Source organism: Clostridium pacaense (assembly GCF_020709765.2).
GTDB lineage: Bacteria > Bacillota > Clostridia > Lachnospirales > Lachnospiraceae > Enterocloster > Enterocloster hominis.
Map to the genome: position 1 here is coordinate 1 of NZ_JAJFEB020000108.1, position 282 is coordinate 282.

At 58.2% G+C, this 282-nt stretch carries 1 pseudogene; it reads left to right on the top strand.

The annotated features are described in order from the left end of the window. A pseudogene (locus tag LK536_RS58690) lies at positions 1-282 on the top strand (beta-galactosidase); the annotation flags it as partial.

Genomic DNA, 282 nt, shown 5'->3' on the forward strand with positions numbered 1-282 from the left:
CTGGTACAGCACAAAAGAAGAGCGGGAACGGTTTGACCGGGAGGGCCTGGACGCAGAGGCGGGGGATGGCGGAAGGCCGGGTGGCAATGGGACAGGGCATGAGCGTCTTACCGTCATTCACGGGGATGTTACACTGGGAGTAAAGGGTGACGGGTTTCATGTGATTTTCTCCTGCTCGGAGCATGGCATGGTGTCACTGGTGTATGATGGCCTGGAGTGGGTGTACCGTCCTGCAATGCCTGCCTTTTGGAGGGCATCCACGGAGAATGACAAGGGGAATGG